We start from the raw sequence: 18,910 nt of genomic DNA, 5'->3' as shown, positions 1-18,910 counted from the left end.
TCTACAAAGAGAGTTTTGCCTATGAAAAAACATTGGGATTTATTTATTGCCTTTTTTCGGGTAGGAATGCTTGGGTATGGTGGAGGACCAGGATCCATTCCATTAATTCATAAAGAGGTAGTTGGTAAATACAAATGGATGAATGATGAGGACTTTGGTGATCTGTTGGCATTAGGAAACACATTACCTGGTCCCATCGCAACCAAAATGGCTGGATATATTGGACACCGTGTTTCTGGGTTTTGGGGAATGTTAAATGCTGTTTTAGCCACAATTTTACCTACTATTGTATTGATGATAATTTTACTGACTTCATTATCTTCAGTTAAGGATTTGAATTGGGTACAAGGGATGACTTCGGCAGTAATACCAGTTGTTGGTGTGATGCTGGCAGTTTTGACTTGGCAGTTTTTTCATAAAGCAATTACAGGGATGGGTTGGCTGCAGACTGGAACAATGTCAATCGTTATTTTTATAATGTTATATTTTTTAAATGTCCATCCAGGTATAATGATAGGAATATTACTTATTGCTGCGTTAGTTAAAAAAGACAAAGTAAATAACACGGAACAACTTGACAGGGAGAGGGAAGGTGAACAATCATGAAATACTGGCACATCTTTTTAGCCTTTTTTATTCCAGGAGTACTTGGATATGGTGGTGGGCCAGCATCTATTCCCCTCGTTGAAAATGAGGTTGTTAAACGGTACGAGTGGATGTCCGTTCAGGAGTTCAGTGAAATGCTGGCATTAGCAAACTCACTACCAGGACCTATTGCCACTAAAATGGCAGGGTATATTGGGTATGATGAAGGTGGTATTTTAGGTGCGGTAATTGGTGTGTTTGCTGCTGTTGCACCTTCGCTAATTATTATGATTTTGTTATTGGGTATTCTTTATAAATATAAAGATTCCAGTAAGGTAAAAAGACTGACTCTATATGTTCGTCCGGTTATTGCTATATTACTTGGAGTAATGGCTTGGCGTTTTTTTCATGAATCATACGTAGGAATAGGGTTTTGGCAAACTGCATTAATAGTAATTAGTAGTTATCTATTAATAGAAAGAATGAAAGTTCATCCAGCATTTGTAATAGGAGCCACGTTGGTTTATGGCGGCTTACTATTGTAATTAATAGAATGAAAAATTTATTAGGCAAAGGTGTGATTAGAATTAAATAATCACACCTATTAAAAAGAAATTATTTTTGAATAGTAGCAGACACGAATTATCATTTTATTTGGTAATTCGTGTTTTTGGTTGTAGGGATTTCTTCTGAATTTAGGTGCAAAAACCATTGACACATGCAAGGCAAGATGAGTATACTGTAATAACCAAGTTAGTTGATAGGAATTGTCATGAAAAGGAGGGAGTTCATTGTTTCTTGAATTGAATCATGTTGGAAAAACCTTTGCAGATCAGGAGCAGCAGTCATCTTTTGACGTTTTTTCCGATATTGACATAAATGTATCTGAAAACGAATTCGTGTCTATTCTGGGACCCTCTGGCTGTGGGAAATCTACCTTACTATCGATGATCGCAGGACTTGAAAGCGCGACGTCAGGGTCAATTTTGCTTCAGGAAAAGGAAATTAAACAGGCCGGACGAGAACGCGGTATGGTTTTTCAGCAACCTTCCTTATTCCCGTGGCTCAATGTTCGCGATAACATTACCTTCCCGTTGAAAGGGATTATGAGTAAAAAAGAAGCTAATGAACGTGCGGATCACTATCTTAAAATGGTCCACTTAAGCAGGTTTAAAAACAGCTTTATTTATGAACTGTCAGGTGGAATGCAGCAGCGTGTTGCGATTGCTCGGGCGCTCGCAATGGATCCGAAGGTCTTATTAATGGATGAACCGTTCGGGGCGTTAGATGAACAGACACGGCATATTTTACAGGATGAGTTAATTAAAATTTGGCAGGAAACACAAAAAACGATCCTCTTTGTTACGCATAGTATCCAGGAAGCTATTAAACTGTCAGATCGAGTCATTGTGATGGGGACGCGTCCAGGCCGCGTGATATCTGATTTTAAAGTCGATATACCAAGGCCAAGAAAGCGTGAGGATCAAGCAGTTATTGAACATGAAAAGAAAGTCATGGATTTACTTGAAGGTGAAATAAAAAAAGTCTTAGAGGAAGAGTTATCAAATGAAATTCAATATAGTCGTTAAACGTGTATTATTTTTAGCCGCAATCATTGGATTATGGCAGTTAGTTTTTTCGATAAATGTGTTTGCAGATGTTGTTTTTCCGTCCCCTGGTAAAGTTTGGACAGCATTGTATGAAGGGTTTACGCAAGGGGATTTCGTCAAGGCACTAGGGGCGAGTTTTAAACATTTATTTGCAGGGTTGTTCATGGCGATTCTCCTGGGAACGATTGTTGGTGTAGTACTTGGCAAATCGAAACAGGCGGATGAAACAGCGGGCATGTATTTAATTGCTTTGCAAAGTATACCGAGCATTGTCTGGGTTCCGCTTGCTATTATGTTATTTGGATTCACCGAATTTGCTGTCGTATTTGTTGTTGTTTTAGGCGGTACATTTGTGATGGCCTTAAATGTCAGGTCGGCAATCCATAATGTTCCACCTCATTTCGTTCGCGCCGCGAGAACGATGGGAACGAGCGGGTTTGGATTATTTTATCGAGTTGAAGTACCTGCAAGTATTCCATATTTCATGTCTGGTGTCAGGCTTGCCTGGGCATTCAGCTGGCGCGCATTAATGGCTGGTGAATTATTGAGTAATGGACCCGGATTGGGATATTCATTGAGATACGCACAAGACTATGCCAGGATGGATCAGGTTATTGCCATTATTATCATTATCGGACTGATTGGAGCAATCGTCGATCAACTTGTATTTTCTAAATTAGAGAAAAATGTTATGAAACGTTGGGGATTAGTTAAATAAAAAGAAGGGTGGAAGTGTAAAATGAAGAAATTTTTATCAATTATAGCATTAGCAGCACTTAGTCTCGTATTAGCTGCATGTGGAAGCAGTGGTGAAGCATCAGGTGGAGACGGTGATGGTGATGGATCAAAAGAAATTACAATCGGGTACTTCCCAAACATTAACCATGTTGCAGGGATGGTAGCTGAAGAAAAAGACTTGTACTCAGAAACACTGCCAGACGGAACAAAAGTAAACTATCAATATTTCCCGGATGGTTCAGCCTTTATGACAGCTATTGAAACAGGCGACATCCAAGGCGGGCTTGTAGGGCCAGGTCCAGCAATGAATCACTTTACAAGTGGAGCAGAAATTAATGTTGTTGGTGCAGGGTCAACAGGTGGTACAGTGATTATGGCTAGAAAAGACGCCAATATCGAATCGCCAGAGGACATGAAAGGAAAAACCTTTATCTCGCCACGTGTAGGGTGCACGCATGATGTTCAATTTGAAACAATGATGAAAGAAGAATATGGCATCACATCCGATCGTACTGGTGGGGAAATGAAGCATGTTACAGGTAAACCAGCGACATATCATAGCATGTTTACTACAGGAAACGTTGATGCAGCTACAGTTCCTGAACCATGGGCATCTGTTATCGAGGAAAAAGGAAGCGGTAAAGTACTCGTAGATACTAAAGATGTTGCATACGGTGAAACATTACCAGCAGCTGTATTTGTAACATCACAAGATCTAGTCAAAAACAAACCTGACCTCGTCCAAAGTATCGTCGATGGTCACAAAAAAGCAACAGAGTTTATTCAGGATAACCCAACAGAAGCTAAAGAAATTGCTATCAAAAAGATAAAGGAAATTACCGATCAGGAACTTTCCGCATCTGTTATTGATAACGCATGGGAACGAATCAATTTCACGTATGAAGTTGATGCAGAAGTATTACAAGAATTCGCAAACTCCTCCCATGATCTTGAATTCTTAAAAGAAAAACCAGACCTAGAAGGATTAGTTGACACTAGTTTTATTGAATAATAGAGGAAAAGCCAGCCGCGGGGGCTGGCTTTTTGCTTGGGATCGGGAGGCTCGGACGGAGGCGGGCTCGGAAGCTCGGACGGAGGGACAGGTACCTCGTCCCGGTGGTTGAAATGGAGGGTGGGGACAAGGAACCTGACCCCACTGTCCCGTGACAGTTTTCCAGTAGTATTGTAGAGTAGAAGAATCAACTGTGGAAATAGGTGAATAGATTTATGGTCAAAATATACATTTTATTATTACTGGTAATGTTAATGTGGGGGTTAAATTTATCGGCGTTGAAGGTGCTTGTTGATGCAATTGACCCAATGCTTTTGACGTCTTTTCGAATTATGACAGCTGGGATTGTAGTGCTGGTAATTTGTGCAGTGATGGGGATATTCAGATTACCACGTAAGCATGAGTGGCTTATCATTTTTTACATAGCTATATTTAATGTCATTTTACATCATTCGTTTGTTGCGGTTGGTCTAAAGCTGACATCAGGTATAAACGGTGGATTAATTTTGGGGATGATGCCGCTGGTTACCGTGATGATGACGGTGATTATCCTGCGTCAGCGTGTTACCTGGCTAAGGGTCTCAGGTTTCATTTTAGGATTTATCGGAGTGGTCGTGACAACATTGACAGGTGCTGGTGGATTGGCAGCTATTTCATTAGGTGACTTCATCGTGTTCCTCGGAGTTATTGTTCAGGGGTTTAGTTTTGTTCTTATTAGCAAACTGAAACCGACATTTGATCCACGTCTGGCAACTGGTTACATGCTTTTAATTGGGTCGTTTTTTATTTTTATGTTGAGTCAGGCTTTTGGATCAGAAATTCAGGAGATTACTTATCTGCTTGATTGGAAGCTGGGAGCAGTCTTTTTGTTTAGTGCAGTTTTTGCATCAGCATTTGGCCATATGACATATAATTATGCCATTAAAAAAGTGGGGCCAGCTGAAGCAGCCCTCTTTATCAATATGAACACACTTTTCGCAATTATCGGAGCATCTATCTTTTTAAATGAAGTTATTACTGTGAATCACATAGTTGGATTTATCTTAATTTTGAGTGGTGTGTTTATTGGAACAGGTGCAGTGGAGTATATGTTGATGAAGAGGAGAGGGACGTAGGGTCAGGTTCCTCGTCCCGTAAATGCTGCGTAACAATATCACACTCAATGCAAATAAGGGGCAAGCTCATAAAGCTTGTCCTCTGGTAATGCTTTTTCTATCATTGGAAAAATCACACGTTCTTCCTTTCTAATATGTGCCTCTAACAGCATACCCAACTCGTGCATCTTATCTAAACTAACATCTTCTCCATTTATAAGATTATCCATTTGGGCACGTATCTTCACGTGTTCCAGAAGCATCTCTATAATCTCTGGCTGTTCTATTTTTGCATATTGGGCGTAGGCAGGTAAAAGAAATTCCTCTTCTTCCCTGAAATGCTGTTGTCCATTTGGATTCCAAAATTCATCGGCTTCTTGTTTAATTTCTTCTATTGTTAAGCGGCTTTCCTCAGTTCCCGCTCGCTTTAGCTTCAGTGCCAGGTGTAGCCCGATCATATGGTGACGTGATAGGGGTTGAAGTGATTCATGTCGTTTGATGCCTTTGTGTTCAGCCATTGTGATTCTCCTTTATTCTCAATCTAATCTTTTCCTCATTATAGCACTTTATATATTAGTAGGGACAAGGAACCTGACCCCATGTCCGGGACAAGGAACCTGTCCCTCCGTCACAATACTTGGCTTAGAAATGCTTTTGTTCGTTCGTTTTGTGGATTTTTAAAGAGTTGTTCGGGTGTTCCGTCTTCAACGAGCAGTCCTTCATCCATGAATAAGATGCGATCTCCCATTTCTCTGGCAAAGCCCATTTCATGTGTGACAACTACCATCGTCATTCCTTCGTAAGCAAGCTGTTTTATGACTTCAAGCACTTCTTTTACCATTTCTGGGTCTAGTGCTGAGGTTGGTTCATCAAACAACATAATTTTTGGCTGCATTGCTAATGCCCTAGCGATTGCTACCCGCTGTTGCTGCCCGCCGGATAATTGTTCAGGGTAGGCGTCTGCTTTATCACTAAGCCCAACTTTTTCGAGTAATTGATATGCTAGCTTTTTAGCTTCAGCTGCAGGCATTTTCCGAATCCTTTTCGGAGCGTGTGCAACATTTGCAAGTGCGCGCATATGCGGGAAAAGGTTGAACTGCTGGAACACCATCCCCACTTCTCTTCGTATCTCGTTAATATTCGTGTTCGCATCGTTTACTTTTACGTCATCAATAAAAACTTCCCCAGCGGTAATATCCTCTAACAGGTTAATACAACGAAGAAACGTACTTTTACCAGAACCACTGGGTCCGATTACACAAATAATTTCTTTTTCCTTTACTTCATAACTGATTCCTTTTAAAACTTCTAAGTCACCAAATGATTTGAATAAGCCTTGTATTTTAATCATTATTTCATCCTCCTCAAGACCTGGAACCGGATGTGAAAGGGCGTTTTCTTGGTGAGGGAACATAACTATTACTAAAACGATTTTCCACATACGTAATAATTTTTGTGAAAACTAATGTCAGCATTAAGTATAGAATTGCAACCGTAATATATGGCTCCCAGAATCGTGCGTATGCGCCTGCAACTACTTTACCCGCATAAAGCAAGTCATTCGCAGCTATAACAGTTACTAGTGATGAATCTTTGAGCAGTGCTATTAATTCATTGCCGAGTGGAGGTATCATCCGGCGAAAAGCCTGGGGCAAAATAATACTTCTCATTGCTTCGGTAAATGGCATCCCAAGTGATCTAGCTGCTTCCATTTGCCCCTTTTCAATGGATTGAATACCTGCTCGGACTATTTCCGCATTATATGCCCCGTTATTTAAAACAAGTGCAAGTGCTCCAGATGCAAAGTAGCCTAAGGAGTGACCGAAAATGGTCGGGATTACCGCTAAGTGAATTAGCAATATTTGTACTAGCAATGGAGTCCCACGGAAAAAGTCGACATAGTACTTACAAGGGTAGTAGATCCACTTCTTCTTGGACATTTTCCCCAATCCAAAAAACAAGCCTAATATAATTCCCCCTAGATAGCCGGCGAGGGTGAGTGCCAGCGTTATGCCGACACCTCGAATAAACAATTCTTTATAGCTCCATATCATATCAAAACGTATATTTTGCAGGAAATCCATTACAACTACCCCCAAATGAGCAAACGTTAATTTACTCTGTTGCTACAAATGTTTACTCAACAGCAAAGCCAGTAATTTCCTCCAATTCACCACTATCTTTTACCTTTTGAATCGCTTCGTTTAATAATTCAAGTATTTCCGTATTGCCCTTTTTAACCATTAGTCCATAATACTCTTTCTCAAAACTATCATCCTCGATTGTCGTTAATTCTGTGTCTGGGTTGTTTTTGATATATTCGTTGACAGTGGAATTATCTCCAACTGCAGCATCGGCATTACCATTAAGCATTTCATTGATTGCAAGTGGCATTGTTTCTGTTGCGACAATGTCAGAACTAGTTTTTCCCAGCAGATCCTGTATGGCGACATGTCCCGTCGTGTTTATTTGAACTGAAACTTCTTTGCCTTCAAGGTCCGCATATGATTTTATATCCGAGTCTTCTTTTGTGAGAATTAATTGATTCGCAAAGTAATATGGGTCAGTGAAATCGAATGACTCTTTTCTTTCTTCCGTGATTGTAATGGAAGATACAGCAAAATCAACTTCTCCATTTTCAACCGCTGGAAATAATGGTTCCCATCCAATGTTTTTATATTCTACTTCAACGCCTGCTGCTTCAGCAATTGCATCCACAACGTCAATATCTATTCCTACAATATTTCCGTCGCTATCCATATACTCCATCGGTGCATATGTTGCATCTGTACCAACGACAAGTTTTTGCTTACCGCCATCTCCATCTTGCTCAGCATTGGAATCTGAACCACAGCCGAACAGTAAAAAACTAAGACCAACTATTAAAAAAATGAATGAAAACAAACGTAATCCTGCTTTCAAATCTACTCCCCCTTATTTTTATTGTAGCTATATATTATATGTACTTGTTCGATGCAATAGAATAAGTATTATAGAAGGTTTAAGTACGGGGCTTGGAGGAGGAATTTAGATGTCCGTGCATTCCACAAGCAAATTAGAAAAAAGCCAAAATTCCTTTTGTAAGGGATTTTGGCTTAAATTAGTGAGGCGCCTACTGCATCTGAATTGCTTTTCTTGCTAATTTATCTGCATAGTTACTTTTATCAGGTATCCATTTGATGAAAAAGTACGGGAACTTACTTGAGTCACCTCTGATTTTTTCGAGTAATGGAAGATAGGTTTTGTTTTTGGTGAAATCTTTTTCAATTGCATCGACTACAAGCTTAGAGTCCGACCGAAATGATAGTATTGCATCTGGAAAATTCTCCTGGCAGATTTCTAATGCTTTCAACACAGCATGAAATTCTGCTTCATGGTTCGACATTTCTTTCAGTGGAAATGAGTATTCATATATTTTCCCGTTTGCTTTTATGTAAACTCCAGCACCACTAACTCCCGGATTGCCACTTGATGCACCATCTGTGTAAACATTAATCAATGGTTTTATCTCCTTTTTCTAGCGAGTATTGTAAAGAAATTATATCAGTTTAGTGTATAGTTTTCCTAAATACTATTGTTCCACAAGAAAAGTGATTATTATAATAGGTATAAAGAACTATTCAAAACCGTGACTATTTACACGATAATACAAATAACAACATAAATCGTACGAAAGGGCAAAATCGTTGAAAAGCGATGACGCAAAACTACAGGGGCTAAAGTCAGATGACTATGCTTGCCAGATATCGAATACGACCTCCGTCGATTTATGGTATTGCAAGGAGGAATATGTTTGAAGAAATTTTACTATCGTGGTAGGTTTTTTTGGCATCAATTAAGACTGAGGGAATTATCTACTGTTGTTTCTGATTGTCTTGATGAGAGATTCAAACATGAACTTGAAAAGAAAATTAATTACCATGAAGAAGCAGCAATGAACTACATAGTGAAAGACAAAAAAAGCGCCTAATGGGTGCTTTTTTGTTTTAATCGATCCTATTTCTTATGAAATTAAAAGATAGCCTCTATTACCCAATTCAATAATAATATTAGGTAAACATAACTATTTATTTAAAAATTAAAACAATTCTAATTAATCATGAAATTAGTAATCTATTAATCTATAATTAAACTATCAAATCAAATAGGAGGTATAATATTGAAGAAAAGGTATATTGTTCCTGTTGTTCTGTCTTCGGCACTATTAGTAGGAGCGGTTACAGTGAGTGACGTGTTAGCTAAACCGCAAGATTCCAGTTTTAGTAGTGTGCAAGAAGAGAAAATGTGGAATGCAAATGCGAATGTCCCAATATTCGTTAAGGAGAAAGTCGCAAAAAAGTTTAATGCCAGCAATGCCTCAAATGCGGTTAATTTCCTGAAGCAAAATGAAAAAAGGATTGGGATTAAGAATCCAGAGGAAAACCTAAAGGTTAAAGATGTTCAAAAAGATGACCTTGGAATGACACACATTCGTTTTAATCAAACGAAAAGTGGAGTACCTGTAGAAGGTACTGAGGTAATTGTTCACTTTAATGAGAAAAATGAAGTTGTTGCAGTAAATGGCAACCATAATAAAGTAGTTGAAGATAACTTTATTAACACCAATCCTTCCGTTGACACCAGCGAAGCCCTACAACAAGCTAAGTCATCCGTGAATGCTCCAGAAAAACTTGCGTATAAACCTACATCTGACCTCGTTGTTTATTCATTTGAAGGAGAAAGTAATCTTGCCTATAAAATTAATGTTAATTTCCTTGGTGACAAACCTGGCAACTGGTTTGTATTTGTTGATGCAAAATCGGGGAGTGTCATTGATAAGTATAATGCGTTATTGCATGCCGGTGAAATTGAAAAGAAGGCACACACAGGTGTAGGCGATGGGGTTCACGGTGTAAAGCGGCAGCTTCACACAACAATGGAAATACAACCTGAAGAAAGTACCACCTTTAAGTTATATGATGAATCACATGATAATTTAGAAGGTATTTACACATATGATTATAACACTGGAGATATTTTCGAAAACAAGAGTGAAGCCTGGATGGATGAGTACCAACACCCAGCAGTAGATGCACACTATAATTCAGAAACTGTGTACGATTATTACCTTAATGAACATGATCGTAACTCCCTTGATGGTAATGGAATGGCCATCGTTTCTTATGTTCACTTTGGCAACAATTATAATAACGCGTTTTGGAATGGACGTCAGATGACTTATGGTGACGGCGACGGTGAGTTCATGGTACCACTTTCGGCGGGACTTGATGTCGCTGCTCATGAGATGACGCACGGTGTGATCAGTCATACGGCAAATTTACGTTACCGGAATCAATCAGGTGCATTGAATGAGTCATTCGCTGATGTGTTTGGAGCCCTTATCGATGAAGATGATTGGGAATTGGGTGAAGACATTATGGCACCAGCTTCCATTGAAGAGGGAAGAGTTGCATTACGCAGCTTAAGTAATCCAGACCAATTTGCAGTGTCTGACGCTAGAGCCCCATATGGTGACGGAATGTATCCTGAGCATATGGATGAATTCTATGATATGCCAATTTGGGTAGATAATGGTGGTGTTCATGTTAACTCGTCCATTACCAACCATGCTGCATACCTAATCGGTCAGCAAATTGGCAAGGATAAACTTGGGCATATTTACTATCGTGCATTAACTACTTACTTAACACCAGATTCAGATTTTAGTGTTGCACGAGCAGCTATCGTACAATCAGCGGTTGATATTTATGGTGAAGATAGTATAGAAGCAGAAGAGGTTGCTAGTGGATTTGATCAGGTAGGAATTTACTAGTAATATAATGAAAAGCTTGCAGGGGATTGTGTTCCTTGCAAGCTTTTTTGGCAGATAAGAAAGTATAACTACTTTCTTACTGCATAAGTGCAACTAAGGCAATTCGCCCAAAGGCTTGCACTCCAGAGTATAAGGGGTTCTAAGAAAGCAAAATACGCTTTCATAAGAATCCCTTTAACGAATGCCAAGTTTTCTAATTTGATTAGGTTACTAGAAGGTGTAATATCATCCCTATTCAATCCAATCATTCGTATTTCACATGACATTTAACCGCCTATATGTAATAATAAAAGTGTTGAAATATGCAACAAGTGAGGGATGAAGGATGATTAAAACGCTTTTAATTGCCCCGTATCAAGGTCTGGCAGAAACGGCTAAAAAAGTGGATAAACCTGAAGATATAGACTTGGATGTGACTATAGCTAACCTTGAGAAAGGCGTAAAGGTGGCGAAATTAGCAGAAAAGCAAGGGTATGAGCTAATCATTAGTCGTGGTGGAACAGCCACAATGATTCAGGATGAAGTTTCGATACCTGTTGTGCATATCGACATAACTGGGTATGATATGCTGCGTGTTTTCACTCTCATTCGTGGTATCAAAAAAGGGGTTGCGCTCGTTGGCTATGCGAATATTTCTCAAGGGGCAGCAACTATATGCAATATTTTAGAATTTGATGTAAAGATGATTACAATAAAATCCAGGACTGAAGTGAGAGGACACTTGGAGGAACTGAAGCAACAAGGCTTCGCAGTGGTGATTGGCGATGTTATTACTGTTCAGGTTGCTGAGCAGGTTGGATTGCGCGGCGTTCTGATTACGTCTGGAAAAGAGGCTGTTACAGATGCTTTTGAAGAAGGGAAACGAGTATATAATTTCTTTCGCCGAGTAAACAGTCAATTCTATTATTTTCAGGAAACCTTCAATTCATTGCCTTTCCCGGTTATTTTATTAAATAAAAATGCCGACGTTATTGAGAAAAATTTAATGTTCGAACAAGATAATCAGTGTCAGGAGATTTTAGAGTCCCCTGTTATTTTGAAAGTGATAAAGAGGGTCCTGGAAAGCGAAACAAATCAATGGACTGAAGTTGAAGGTAAAAATACTATATATGAATTACAAGTCTTCCTGGTGAGTAAGTCAGAAGGTATTGCAGGGATAAATGTTCATGCATCAGTTGTTAAATCTGATAATAGAGCGGTCAGACTTATTGGTTCTCCTGTGCATATACCGATTATTGGAGATAGCGATGAGGCCAAGCGATTACGAAATAGTATACAGCAATTTGCACATGCTGATGAAATAGTGAGCATTATTGGCGAACCTGGGACAGGTAAATATTCGGTCGCGCAAGAATTACATTTTGAAAAATTTGGTCAGGAATCTCCTATGGTTGTTTTAGAGGGACGTCACTTAACAAGTGAAGATAAGTTACAATCAAAGCTTATGGCTATAAAGCGCGGTACTGTTGTTTTAAAAGACATTGAATCACTGTCTGCAGAAATGCAGGATGTTTTAAAAAATATATTACGGAACATACCAACTGCAATGAGAGTTATTGTGCTTGCTAACGAATCGCTTGATTATTTGGTGAACAACAGAGCACTTGATAATGAGCTTTACCAGGAAATTTCCAATCATGTCATACATCTTTCGCCATTAAGGGAAAGGAAAGAGGATATTGGAGCGTTTGTTGATTATTTCTTAGCAGAATTTCATGCTGAAAATGGTGATGAAACAGTTGGGATGAAACAAGATGCAATTGAATATTTATTGCAGTTTGAATGGCTGGGTAACCTGTCTCAATTAAAAAAGATAATCAGGGAATTAAGCACAATGACGACGGCAAATTATATAGAGCTATTTCATGTAAAAGAATTGATGAATAAATACAAACAAATGTCGATAGCTAATGATAAAAAGCTGCCGCTTGACGGAACATTGGAGGAAATAGAACAACAAGTGATCAGGCAGGTATTAGAAGAAGAAGGAAACAATCAATCCAAAGCAGCAAAAAGGTTAAATATTAATCGTTCAACTTTATGGCGAAAATTAAAGCAGTAAGGGAATCCTATATGGGATTCTCTTTTTTGTGATATGTTTAAAAATGCAACTATATTTAAAAGTATTTTTTGGTAAAATAAGAAATTAGTAAAAATATGTTGCATTTTATATCATTGTATTTTAATATAATATGTGAAAACGCTTTACTTTATATTTTATGTTTAATTATTAAACAATATATTCAGAGGGGGATAAACATGAGAATTAAAGCATCAATAGAAAAAGTTCCTGGAGGTATGATGGTAGTACCATTGTTGCTTGCTGCAATATTGAATACCGTCGCACCTGATTTACTAAGGATTGGTAACTTCACACAGGCATTATTTGTAGATGGGGCAGGCACGCTTATCGCACTATTCCTATTATGTACAGGAGCGCAAATTAATTTAAAAAACGTTGGAGTTAGTCTTGGTAAAGGTGCAACATTGCTTACGACCAAATGGATAGTAGGTGCAACTTTTGGTCTTATTGCATATATGCTAGCTGGAGAAAATGGTCTTTGGTTAGGCTTAGCGCCAATTGCGATTATTGCAGCAATGACGAACAGTAACGGTGGCTTGTATGTGGCACTGGTTGGTCAATATGGTGATAAAACAGACCGTGCAGCATATTCTTTGCTTGCGTTAAATGATGGTCCTTTCTTTACAATGGTAGCATTATCTATTTTCGGTGCTATGGGATTCGTTGATGGGCTATTTTCATTCGTTTCATTTATCGCAGTATTATTACCAATTATTGTTGGTATGGTATTAGGTAACTTAGATGAAGAAATGAGAGAGTTCTTTGATAAAGGAAGTTCCATGTTAATTCCGTTCTTCGCTTTTGCATTAGGTATGGGAATTGACTTTGGTGCAATTATTGATGGTGGATTGTCAGGTATTATCCTTGGACTTGCAACTGTATTCTTAACTGGTACAGCAGGGTACTTCATCTTTAAAGCATTTAAGTGGAATCCGATTGCTGGTGCTTCAGAAGGTTCAACTGCAGGTAATGCAGTAGCAACACCAGCCGCAATCGCAGCTGCCAGCGCAAGCTTTGCGTCACACGTTGATCTTGCTACAGTACAGGTTGCAGCATCAACTGTTACAACAGCGATTCTGCTTCCGGTATATATCGGTTTTCTTGTGAAGCGGTTAGACAAAAAAGGTGTTAAAGTACCGGATGACTATGTAGTTGAATAATATAAATCTGTTAATAAATGAGGAATCAACATGAAACACAATATAGGTATTATTGCAGACGATTTAACTGGAGCAAATGATAGTGGCGTGCAGCTTACTGAAAAAGGTATCAATACTTCCGTTCTTTTTGATATCCCAAAAGATCAGAATAACCTTGATAGCGGAGTTGTCATTGATACAAATTCACGTGCGTTGTCTAGGGAAGAAGCAGCTTCTGTAACGAAGCAGGCTGGTCAGTTTTTAAAGGCAGCAGGTTATTTATCTATTTATAAAAAAATGGATTCTACCCTGAGGGGGCATATTGGAACCGAGTTGCAGGCACTGTATGAAGTATTTAAGCCGGAGTTTGTATTTATTGCTCCGGCTTTCCCACCGCTTGGCAGAACGACGAAAGATGGGGTTCATTATGTCAATGGTGAAAAAATAGCTGAAACAGAAATATCAAAGGATCCGAAGCACCCTGTTACTGAATCGTTCATCCCTAAGCTGTTGGAAAACGAAATTGGACAACCGATTGGCCTATTGGAAAAAGCAGATATTGAAGCAGGTTTATCAGATTTTCGTGAAAAGATTAATAGCTTTAAAGAAAATGAGATAAACTATATTGTTTGTGATGCAGAATCACAGGATGATTTACAAAAAGCTGCTAAAAAGATGGTTCAAGTTTCTGATCGGATTATATGGTCTGGGTCTGCTGGCTTAGCTGAGGTACTTCCTGAAGTACTTGGAATCAGTGAAAAGACAGACAAGCGATCTTTTGCCAAATCCAGTCGTGTCATGACAGTTTGCGGAAGTTTATCACAGGTAACCCAGAATCAAGTGCGTTATGCGGTTGATCAACCTGGCGTAACAGCGATTGAACTAGATCCTGTGCAAATCTTTGGGGATGATTGGGAAAAATTAAGACAGAATACGATTAAAGATTTGCTTGTGGGATTAGAAATTGGGAATGATATTGTTTTGTATGTTCCTTCTAATCAGGAAGTAAGGGATCAAGTTATGGAAACTGGAAAAAAGCTTAATTTAACAGGATATCAAATAGGAGAACGTATTTCTGGTGCGATTGGCGGAATTGTAGCAGCAATAACTGAAAAAAATAAAGACCTTACTGGTTTGGTATTAACTGGCGGGGATACAGCGAAAGACACCTCTCGTCATTTAGGTGGAATAGGCTTCCGTTTAATCAAACAGGTTGAAGCAGGAATTCCATTGGGCACATTAATCGGTACAGATTTAGAATATACAATTGTTACAAAAGCGGGAGCATTTGGAAAAGAAGCTTCGATTTATAATGCAATGCAGGAATTGAAGGGAGTTAATAAAGATGAGCAATAAACCAATAGTAGGCATTACGATGGGAGACGCTTCGGGAGTAGGTCCGGAGATTATTGTGAAAAGTTTACAGAGTAAGCATGTATATGAACAATCCAATCCAATTGTAATTGGTGATGCAAAAATGCTGAAGCGTGCTGCCGAACTGCTTAATACTGAATTAGCGATTAAGGAAGTAGATGAAAATTCCGATTTCACAACTAAGTTTGGTGAAATTGCTTGCTATGATCTTGATTTACTTCCACAAGATCTGCCATTTGGGGAGGTTTCTTCAGAGGCTGGAAATGCAGCATTTGAATATTTAAGGACTGCTATTGAACTCGCAAACAATGGTCGAATTGATGCGATTTGTACAGCTCCATTAAACAAAGAAGCATTGCATAAGGGTGGACATATTTATCCTGGACATACAGAAATTCTGGCTGAGTTAACGGGTACGAAAGATTTTTCCATGATGCTGTCGTCACCTAAATTAAAGGTAATTCACGTAACGACACATGTAGGTTTAATCGATGCTATCAACATGATTAATCCGGAACGTGTTTATAAGGTCATTCGTTTAGCACATGAAACACTTACAAATGCTGGCGTGGACCAACCTAAAATTGGTGTGTGTGGAATTAACCCACATGCCGGAGAAAATGGGTTATTTGGTTATGGGGAAGAGGAAGAAAAAATTATCCCAGCCATTGATCGTGCAACAGAGGAAGGACTAAATGTTGAAGGACCACTTCCGGCTGATACGTTATTTTTCAGAGCGCAGCGTGGTGATTTTGATATTGTGCTAGCCATGTATCACGACCAGGGGCACGGACCAATAAAAGTATTGGGACTTGAAGCTGGAGTAAATATTACAGTAGGTCTGCCAATTATCCGAACAAGTGTTGACCACGGAACAGCATTTGATATCGCAGGCACAGGCAAAGCAGATGAGAGAAGCATGCTAGAAGCCTTGAGACAAGCAATAGAATTGGCGCCAGAGAAGTAGGGCGCTTCCCGGTTTATGTTGAATAATATATAATTGAAATTAACATTGTTAATAAGACGGTATAAGTCGGTTAAAGGACTTATGCCGTCTTGTTTTTTTAGCAGTTAAGAAATTATAAATCCTTACTAAGACTGTCACCATTAGTGCTAGGCGATAAGTATTTTTTGAAATATACAAAATAGGAAAGGGCTTAGTCTCAAGTACGATATACATATGAAATATAAATGTAACTAGTAATTTCTCTCTATTAGATGGTATAATAGACCTGTTTTTCAATAGAGATGCATTTATTTTCCAAAGATAGAGGTATGTGTATATGTCAGAACAAAAACGTTCAAATAACAAGTTTAAGCGAAAACGTCCCTGGATTAAATTTAGTTTACTGTTGATTTTAATTTTGGGAATTGGAGTGGGGGCGTATGCCCTTTTAATTTATAATGATGCCAAGGATACTGTAAATGAGAAGATTCATCAAAAAGTACCATCCATTGATCATGAATTGGGTAAAAAGAAAATAGAGGGAGAAGAACCATTAAATATCTTGCTGCTAGGTGTTGATAAACGTGCTGGGGACAGTGGCCGTTCAGATGCATTGATGGTTCTTTCGCTTGATCCAAAAAATAATAAGATGAAATTAATCAGTATTCCTCGAGATACTAGAACAACTATTGTTGGTGAAGGCTTTGAGGATAAGATTAATCATGCCTACGCTTTTGGTGGAACGGATACGTCTGTTGCTACAGTGGAGAGCCTGCTGGATATAAACTTAGACTATTATGTTCAAATGAATATGGAAGGCTTAACTGAAATGGTTGATGCTGTTGGAGGCATTACCGTTGATAACCAACTGGATTGGTATGATACCGGTTATTACGAAAAAGGTTACCATTATGCCAAAGGTGAAATTTCACTAAATGGACCTGAAGCAATGGGGTACGTCCGCATGCGTTACAAGGATCCAAACGGTGATTTCGGCAGAACGAAACGTCAGCGTCAGGTTATTGAAGCTATTATTGATAAGGGCTCCAGTATCGCATCGGTTAACAAAATTGATAATATGATTGATGTTCTAGGTAAAAATATGGCAACCAATATGGATTTTGCTGATATGAAGGATCTGCTGTTTAACTACAAGAATGTAAGGAAGAATACAGTAAGCTATAAGATGAAAGGAAGCGGAACAGAAATTGACGGCGTATATTATTATCTAATTCCAGATGAAGAGATCGCCAAAGTGCACGAAATGATTAATGAAGTGGGATGAGGGGACATGGGATGAGGGGACAGGAAGAGACCACTGAAAAACGGCTCCTAAAATTTGGAAAAAACGGGATAAAATTGATATAAACACAGAAAAAACCTCCGTTATTTGGTATAATAGAGTTAACCAAAAACTACTACCAAACACACAACGGAGGTTTTTTCTATGCTCAATAATGATGATGCACAATTAAGCATCTACTCAGTATTATACAATAAAATCCCTGAAAATCACATGCTTAAGTTAATAAGAGATGAGGTTGACTTTAGTTTTATTAATGAACTGCTTGAAACTTCTTACTGCAAGTATTACGGGAGACCGGCAAAAGAGCCTGAACTTATGATTAAACTGTCGGTACTGCAGTACCTCTATAATTTGTCAGATGAACGAGTTATTGAGGATGCTTCGTTAAATCTCGCTTATATGTATTTCCTAGGTATTAATCCAGAAGATAGCTTACCCCATCCAAGCCTATTGACGAAATTTAGAAAACATCGATTACAAGATGTAACGCTGGATGATATTATGATTGGAATTGTTGGACAGTGTGTTAAAAAAGGAATCATTAAAGATTCCGGTATTACAATCGACACAACACATACTGAAGCTAATACCTTTAAAGCTATTGTCGAGAGAGTGATGAAACGTTTAGCCAGTAAAATATTCAAAAACGTAGAAGAAGAAAACGGAGAAATACCTGAAACCATTGATCAGGATATCCCGAAATATAAAGAAATAGAAGATCATAAAGAAGCCAAAACAATGATGAAATCGTATCTGGAAGATACGATAAGCCAGGTAGAAGAAACCATCAACGTGGAAGAATATCCAAAAACAAAAGCAACGATCGACAATGCGAAGGACATTCTTAAGGACCCAAAATTTATGGCACAAAAAGGTGTTCATTCTTTAGTAGATCAGGACGCTCGGGTTGGCCATAAGAGTAAAACCAAGCGTTTTTTTGGCTATAAAACAGAATATATGATGACAACAGACGAGAGAATCATTACAGCTGTACATGTAGGAAATGGAAGTTATGTGGATGGAACGCAGTTTGATAAACTTTTGAAGAACACTCAAAGATGTGGTCTATTAATAGAAGAAGTCTACGGTGATAAAGCATACTTTCGCAAACCATTTCTGGATAGAATAAAAGAGTTACAAGCAAGACCGTACATTCCGGTAAGTGAGATGGCTTATAAAATAAATGAGGATAGGTTTAGCTATAATAAAGA

General features: G+C 38.6%; 19 protein-coding genes and 1 riboswitch. Of the genes, 14 read left to right on the top strand and 5 right to left on the bottom strand.

The features are described from left to right. Positions 1-21 precede the first annotated feature (21 nt). The 6 genes from J2Z82_RS06050 to J2Z82_RS06025 all read left to right on the top strand — a co-directional run bounded on the left by J2Z82_RS06050 (position 22) and on the right by J2Z82_RS06025 (position 5,060). Positions 22-606 (top strand): chromate transporter, encoded by a 585-nt coding sequence (locus tag J2Z82_RS06050; RefSeq protein ID WP_209479894.1) that lies wholly within the window; start codon positions 22-24, stop codon positions 604-606. Continuing rightward, the gene (locus J2Z82_RS06045; RefSeq protein WP_209479893.1) at positions 603-1,130 is read left to right on the top strand and encodes a chromate transporter; all 528 of its coding nucleotides are present in this window, start codon (positions 603-605) and stop codon (positions 1,128-1,130) included. Before J2Z82_RS06050 ends, J2Z82_RS06045 begins: the two co-directional genes overlap by 4 nt. Positions 1,131-1,376: 246 nt before the next feature. Then, positions 1,377-2,174, top strand: a complete 798-nt coding sequence (locus tag J2Z82_RS06040; protein ID WP_209479892.1) for an ABC transporter ATP-binding protein — start codon at positions 1,377-1,379, stop codon at positions 2,172-2,174. Further along, positions 2,152-2,913 carry an ABC transporter permease gene (locus tag J2Z82_RS06035; RefSeq protein WP_209479891.1) on the top strand — a complete coding sequence of 254 codons (762 nt, stop codon included), beginning with the start codon at positions 2,152-2,154 and terminating at the stop codon, positions 2,911-2,913. The genes J2Z82_RS06040 and J2Z82_RS06035 overlap by 23 nt, the downstream gene beginning before the upstream one ends. A gap of 21 nt (positions 2,914-2,934) precedes the next feature. Next, positions 2,935-3,945, top strand: a complete 1,011-nt coding sequence (locus J2Z82_RS06030) for an aliphatic sulfonate ABC transporter substrate-binding protein (RefSeq protein ID WP_209479890.1) — start codon at positions 2,935-2,937, stop codon at positions 3,943-3,945. A gap of 215 nt (positions 3,946-4,160) precedes the next feature. Then, positions 4,161-5,060, top strand: a complete 900-nt coding sequence (locus tag J2Z82_RS06025; RefSeq protein WP_209479889.1) for a DMT family transporter — start codon at positions 4,161-4,163, stop codon at positions 5,058-5,060. 44 nt (positions 5,061-5,104) lie between these two features. Here the strand turns inward: J2Z82_RS06025 and J2Z82_RS06020 are convergent, their stop codons facing one another. From J2Z82_RS06020 to J2Z82_RS06000, 5 genes are all read right to left on the bottom strand, one after another. Next, on the bottom strand, positions 5,105-5,557 hold the full coding sequence (locus tag J2Z82_RS06020) for a hemerythrin domain-containing protein (RefSeq protein ID WP_209479888.1): 453 nt from the start codon (positions 5,555-5,557) through the stop codon (positions 5,105-5,107). Between the two features lie 110 nt (positions 5,558-5,667). Continuing rightward, entirely contained in the window at positions 5,668-6,390 is a 723-nt protein-coding gene (locus J2Z82_RS06015) for an amino acid ABC transporter ATP-binding protein (RefSeq protein WP_209479887.1), read from the bottom strand. Between the two features lie 13 nt (positions 6,391-6,403). After that, positions 6,404-7,123 (bottom strand): amino acid ABC transporter permease, encoded by a 720-nt coding sequence (locus J2Z82_RS06010; RefSeq protein ID WP_209479886.1) that lies wholly within the window; start codon positions 7,121-7,123, stop codon positions 6,404-6,406. A gap of 52 nt (positions 7,124-7,175) precedes the next feature. Further along, on the bottom strand, positions 7,176-7,961 hold the full coding sequence (locus J2Z82_RS06005) for a basic amino acid ABC transporter substrate-binding protein (protein WP_209479885.1): 786 nt from the start codon (positions 7,959-7,961) through the stop codon (positions 7,176-7,178). A gap of 190 nt (positions 7,962-8,151) precedes the next feature. Further along, positions 8,152-8,538: an RNase H family protein gene (locus J2Z82_RS06000; protein ID WP_209479884.1), complete on the bottom strand. Its 387-nt coding sequence runs from the start codon at positions 8,536-8,538 to the stop codon at positions 8,152-8,154. A gap of 167 nt (positions 8,539-8,705) precedes the next feature. Next, positions 8,706-8,790, top strand: a riboswitch (cyclic di-GMP riboswitch). 42 nt (positions 8,791-8,832) lie between these two features. Here J2Z82_RS06000 and J2Z82_RS05995 point away from each other — a divergent pair. The 8 genes from J2Z82_RS05995 to J2Z82_RS05960 all read left to right on the top strand — a co-directional run. Next, positions 8,833-9,009: a hypothetical protein gene (locus J2Z82_RS05995; protein ID WP_209479883.1), complete on the top strand. Its 177-nt coding sequence runs from the start codon at positions 8,833-8,835 to the stop codon at positions 9,007-9,009. 189 nt (positions 9,010-9,198) lie between these two features. Then, entirely contained in the window at positions 9,199-10,851 is a 1,653-nt protein-coding gene (locus J2Z82_RS05990; protein WP_209479882.1) for a M4 family metallopeptidase, read from the top strand. A 325-nt stretch (positions 10,852-11,176) separates the two neighbouring features. Continuing rightward, complete coding sequence (locus J2Z82_RS05985; protein ID WP_209479881.1) at positions 11,177-12,913, top strand: PrpR N-terminal domain-containing protein; 1,737 nt, start codon at positions 11,177-11,179, stop codon at positions 12,911-12,913. Positions 12,914-13,110: 197 nt separating this feature from the next. After that, positions 13,111-14,094, top strand: a complete 984-nt coding sequence (locus tag J2Z82_RS05980) for a 2-keto-3-deoxygluconate permease (protein ID WP_209479880.1) — start codon at positions 13,111-13,113, stop codon at positions 14,092-14,094. 30 nt (positions 14,095-14,124) lie between these two features. Then, on the top strand, positions 14,125-15,429 hold the full coding sequence (locus J2Z82_RS05975; protein WP_209479879.1) for a four-carbon acid sugar kinase family protein: 1,305 nt from the start codon (positions 14,125-14,127) through the stop codon (positions 15,427-15,429). Beyond that, entirely contained in the window at positions 15,419-16,414 is a 996-nt protein-coding gene (gene pdxA, locus J2Z82_RS05970) for a 4-hydroxythreonine-4-phosphate dehydrogenase PdxA (RefSeq protein ID WP_209479878.1), read from the top strand. The genes J2Z82_RS05975 and pdxA overlap by 11 nt, the downstream gene beginning before the upstream one ends. Positions 16,415-16,730: 316 nt before the next feature. Beyond that, positions 16,731-17,678, top strand: coding sequence for an LCP family glycopolymer transferase (locus tag J2Z82_RS05965; protein ID WP_209479877.1), 948 nt, complete (start codon positions 16,731-16,733; stop codon positions 17,676-17,678). 162 nt (positions 17,679-17,840) lie between these two features. Beyond that, positions 17,841-18,910: transposase (locus J2Z82_RS05960; protein WP_209479876.1), on the top strand; the 1,070-nt coding region annotated here is incomplete at its 3' end.

It is taken from the genome of Virgibacillus litoralis, assembly GCF_017873675.1.
Taxonomy (GTDB): domain Bacteria; phylum Bacillota; class Bacilli; order Bacillales; family Amphibacillaceae; genus Lentibacillus; species Lentibacillus litoralis.
The sequence above is the reverse complement of the archived record's forward strand: the minus strand, read 5'-3'. Positions and strand labels throughout refer to the sequence as shown.